Raw genomic sequence first — 4938 nt, 5'->3', positions numbered from 1 at the left:
CCGCCGTGACTGACAGACATCCGTCCGTCCTGCGGTTTGCGTCGTTCGGCGATGTCGATGTCGCTCATGATCTTCAGGCGGGAGATCACCCCGCTCTGGATGCTCTTCGGAGCGCTCGGCATCTCGTGCAGCACTCCGTCGATGCGATATCGCACCCGCAGGTTGTGTTCAGCCGGCTCGATGTGGATGTCGGACGCCAGGTCCTGGATCGCCTGGCTGACGAGCAGGTTGACGAAACGCACGATCGGGGCGTCGTCGTCGATCGCATCCCCGATGCCGAACGCTGAGCTCTCCTCAGGAGCGCTTTCCTCTTCGAGAGTCGTCGTGAGGCTGCTGAGTTCCTGGTCGGCGCGGTGGTAGCGGGCCAGCGCTGCGAGTAGGTCTGTGCGCGCAGCAACCACCGGTGCGACACGCAACCGTGAGGCTTCGCGGACGTCGTCCATCGCGATGACATTGCCGGGGTCGACCATGGCGAGGATGACCCGGTCGCCGTCGATCGCGAGCGGCAGCACCTCGTGGCGCCGGCAGACGGCTGCTGTGACGAGCGACACCGCAAGCTGATCCACCGGGTAGTCCAGCAGTTCCACGAACGGGAGGTTGGCCTGCGCAGCACGAGCCTTCGCGAGCTGGACCTCGGTGATGACCCCGCGGTCGACGAGCCCGCGAACAGACGCTTCGTCGGCGAGATCGCCGGCCATCGCCGCGTCGAGGTCCTCAATGGGCAGGAGGCCGTGCAGGATCAGGATTTCAGTCAGGCTGGCCACGCGCTTCTCCCCCCGATCGCCGCTTCTCACACCATAGTGGACGAATTCCCTCCCAGGAATCGCGGCGAACCCCACGTTGTGGGACCGTTGCCTCGAAAGACGGGAGCGTTACTCCCAGATCGCCTCGACGACGTTCTCGGTGTAGCCGCGAATCGGCGCGTTCAGCCAGAACGTCGACACCCACACGCCCTCACGCAGGAAGTGCGACTCGCCGAGGACGCTTCCATCGGTCTCCTCACGGGTCACACACCGTGTGCCGGCGAGCTGGTCGTAGCAGTCGAATCCGCCGGATTCCATGATCTCGAGGGCCTCGTCCGACTGCTCTTCGGACACCCGGGCCACGGCCGTGACGATGCCGAGTTCACCGGCGCCACCCCACGTGCACTGGAGGTACTCGAGGCCCCGCAGGTTCTCCTCGAGTTCTTCGTTGTTGGAGAAGTTGGGATCCGCCATTGTTGAGTCGTTGAGCGGCGGCAAATCCTCCTGCAGGCTCTTGAACATGGCCGGCCCGTAGATGTCCTCACACGAACCGGGGAGAACGACGCCGACCTCCTCAGGGGTGGCAACCGCAGATGGAGTCGGGCGCGGCTTCTCGCTCGGGGTGGCCGAAGCCGACGCAACTGGCGTGCTCTGCGGGACCGCGGTGCTGGAGCATCCGGAGACGATTGCGGCCGTCAGTAGCGCCGCCGTTCCCAGCCCGACCAGGCGGCCGACCGATGTCTTCCGTGCCGTCCCGTATGACGCGATTCCGCGCATGTGTCCCCCTGCTTTCAGTACTGGTACCCGACCGTGAGCCTACCGCCGCCCGGCGCTCAGCCGAAACCGGAGCCAGCCGGAATCGGGTAACGATCCACCTGGCAAATTTTAACGCCGAAGGGCCCCGGCGCGATGCCGGGGCCCTTCGGGTGTGAGTCGCTACAACTACTAGTTATAGGTTCCCGGGGTGAAATCGTCGTTCGAGAAGGTGTCGAAGTCGACGAATCCGAGGTCGGACTCATCGAACACACCATCCGTCGCGAAGATGCGGTTCGGGTAACGCTCAGCCTTGGCTTCTTCCGTCGCCTCAACGGTGACGTTGCGGTACTTGGCGAGGCCGGTACCGGCGGGGATGAGCTTACCGATGATGACGTTCTCCTTGAGGCCGAGCAGAGGATCGCTCTTGCCTTCCATGGCGGCCTGCGTAAGAACGCGGGTCGTCTCCTGGAACGAGGCGGCGGAGAGCCACGACTCGGTCGCAAGAGAAGCCTTGGTGATACCCATGACTTCCTGGCGGGCGGATGCGGTCTTCTTGCCCTCGGTGAGAGCGGCGCGGTTCAGCTCGTTGTACTTCATCCGGTCGACAAGCTCACCCGGCAGGAGTCCGGTGTCACCGTGGTCAACCACGGTCACCTTGCGAAGCATCTGGCGGACGATGACTTCGATGTGCTTGTCGTGGATCGGCACACCCTGCGAACGGTAGACGCCCTGGACGCCACCGACGAGGTGCTTCTGCACTTCGCGCACACCGAGAACCCGCAGAACTTCCTTCGGGTCGACGGCACCGAGGTGCAGCGGCTGACCGAGCTCGACGTGCTGCCCGTCCTCGATGAGGAGGACGGCACGCTTGAGCACCGGGTAGATCACGGGCTCATCGCCGTTGTCCGGCGTGAGGATGATCTTGCGGCTGCGGTCGGTGTCTTCGATGTTGACGCGGCCGGCAGCCTCGACGATCGGCGTCGCACCCTTGGGGGTACGAGCCTCGAAGAGCTCCTGCACGCGGGGAAGACCCTGCGTGATGTCATCAGCGGATGCCGAACCACCGGTGTGGAAGGTACGCATCGTGAGCTGCGTTCCCGGCTCACCGATCGACTGGGCCGCGATGATGCCGACGGCCTCTCCGATGTCGACGAGCTGACCGGTGGCGAGTGACCGGCCGTAGCAGGCAGCACACACACCGACAGCGGACTCACAGGTCAGGACCGAGCGCACCTTGATGCTCTCGACACCGGCCTCGACGAGCTGGTCGATGAGAACGTCTCCGACGTCTGCACCGGCCTCGGCGACAACCGTGCCCTTCGGGTCGATGGCCTCCGCGGCGAGCGAACGGGCGAACACGGAGTTCTCCACGTTGGCGTCACGCACGAGCGTTCCGGTCGAGTCGACAGCGGCGATCGCGAGCTCGAGGCCCTTGGTCGTTCCACAGTCGTCCTCACGGATGATGACATCCTGCGACACGTCGACGAGTCGACGCGTGAGGTAACCCGAGTCAGCGGTACGCAGCGCCGTGTCAGCCAGTCCCTTACGAGCACCGTGGGTTGCGATGAAGTACTCCGCAACGCTCAGGCCCTCGCGGTAGGACGAGATGATCGGGCGAGGGATGATCTCACCCTTCGGGTTGTTCACCAGGCCACGCATACCCGCAATGTTGCGGATCTGCAGCCAGTTACCACGAGCACCCGATGTCACCATCCGGTTGATCGTGTTGTTCTCGGGGAAGTTCGCCCGCATGGCCTCTGCAACCTTTTCGGTCGCTTCGGTCCAGATCTTGATGAGCTCCTGGCGACGCTCGGCGTCGGTCGTGAGTCCCTTCTCGAACTGGCCCTGAACCTTTGCGGCCTGCTTCTCGTAGGCCTGGACGATCTCGCGCTTGTTCGGCGGGGTGAGAACGTCGCTCAGTGCGACGGTCACGCCGGAGCGGGTTGCCCAGTGGAAACCGGCATCCTTGATGTTGTCCAGCGTTGCTGCCACAACGGTCTTCGGGTACCGCTCGGCGATGTCGTTGACGATCGACGAGAGCTTGCCCTTGTCGGCGACGTCTTCCACGTACGGGTAGTCGTCCGGAAGCGCCTCGTTGAAGAGGGCGCGACCGAGCGTCGTGGTGACGAGGGAGACTCCGCTGCCTTCATAACCTTCAGGGGCTTCGCCCTTGGCGAAGGTGATGTCGACCAGGCGGATCCGCACCTTGGCGTTGAGGTCGAGCGTCTTCTGGTCGAACGCGAGAATTGCTTCCGCGATCGACGAGAACGCACGGCCTTCGCCGACGACACCCTCCTTGAGGGTGGTGAGGTGGTGCAGGCCGATGATCATGTCCTGCGTTGGCAGGGTGACCGGGCGACCGTCGGACGGCTTGAGGATGTTGTTCGAGGCGAGCATCAGGATGCGAGCCTCGGCCTGGGCCTCGACCGAGAGCGGCAGGTGGACAGCCATCTGGTCACCGTCGAAGTCTGCGTTGAACGCAGCACAGACGAGCGGGTGCAGCTGGATGGCCTTACCTTCAACGAGCTGAGGCTCGAAGGCCTGGATGCCCAGGCGGTGCAGCGTTGGTGCACGGTTCAGCATGACCGGACGCTCGCGGATGATCTCTTCGAGAACGTCCCAGACCTCGGGACGGCTGCGCTCGACCATACGCTTCGCGGCCTTGATGTTCTGAGCGTGGCTCAGGTCGATCAGACGCTTGATGACGAACGGCTTGAACAGCTCGAGAGCCATCTGCTTGGGCAGACCACACTGGTGCAGCTTCAGCTGAGGACCGACGATGATGACCGAACGACCCGAGTAGTCGACGCGCTTTCCGAGCAGGTTCTGACGGAAGCGACCCTGCTTGCCCTTGAGCATGTCGCTCAGGGACTTGAGGGCACGGTTACCGGAACCGGTGACCGGACGACCACGGCGGCCGTTGTCGAACAGTGCGTCGACGGCCTCCTGAAGCATGCGCTTCTCGTTGTTGACGATGATCTCGGGGGCACCGAGGTCAAGCAGTCGACGCAGACGGTTGTTGCGGTTGATCACACGACGGTAGAGGTCGTTGAGGTCAGAGGTCGCGAAGCGGCCACCGTCGAGCTGCACCATCGGGCGCAGGTCCGGCGGGATGACCGGCACGCAGTCGAGGACCATGCCCATGGGCGAGTTCTTCTTGGTGCCGTCGGTGAAGGGCGAAACGACCTTGAGGCGCTTGATCGCTCGCTGGCGCTTCTGACCTTTGGCGGTCTTGATCTGGTCGCGGAGGAACTCTGCTTCGGCGTGAAGATCGAGGCTGGCGAGGAGGTCCTTGATCGCTTCGGCCCCCATGCCCCCCTTGAAGTAGTCGCCGTAGTAGTCGCGCATGTCGCGCCAGATCTCCTCGCGCTCCTCGATGTACTTGGGCTCGATGACCTTGAAGGTCTCGAACACCTCCCGGAGTCGCTCGATGTTGCGC

The 4938-nt window shown here is 63.9% G+C and carries 3 protein-coding genes; all 3 read right to left on the bottom strand.

Going from position 1 to position 4938, the window contains the following annotated elements:
• On the bottom strand, positions 1 to 764 hold a 764-nt coding region (locus ACLQ62_RS09010; RefSeq protein ID WP_411721309.1), incomplete at its 3' end, for a GspE/PulE family protein.
• 108 nt (positions 765 to 872) lie between these two features.
• Positions 873 to 1520, bottom strand: a complete 648-nt coding sequence (locus tag ACLQ62_RS09005) for a hypothetical protein (RefSeq protein ID WP_411721308.1) — start codon at positions 1518 to 1520, stop codon at positions 873 to 875.
• A 168-nt stretch (positions 1521 to 1688) separates the two neighbouring features.
• The coding region (gene rpoC / locus ACLQ62_RS09000) for a DNA-directed RNA polymerase subunit beta' (RefSeq protein ID WP_411721307.1) at positions 1689 to 4938 on the bottom strand (3250 nt) is incomplete at its 5' end.

Origin of the sequence: Mycetocola sp. (assembly GCF_046716805.1) — a bacterium.
In the GTDB taxonomy this organism is placed as follows: Bacteria; Actinomycetota; Actinomycetes; order Actinomycetales; family Microbacteriaceae; genus Mycetocola_A.
This window is presented reverse-complemented; position numbering and strand designations above follow the sequence as displayed.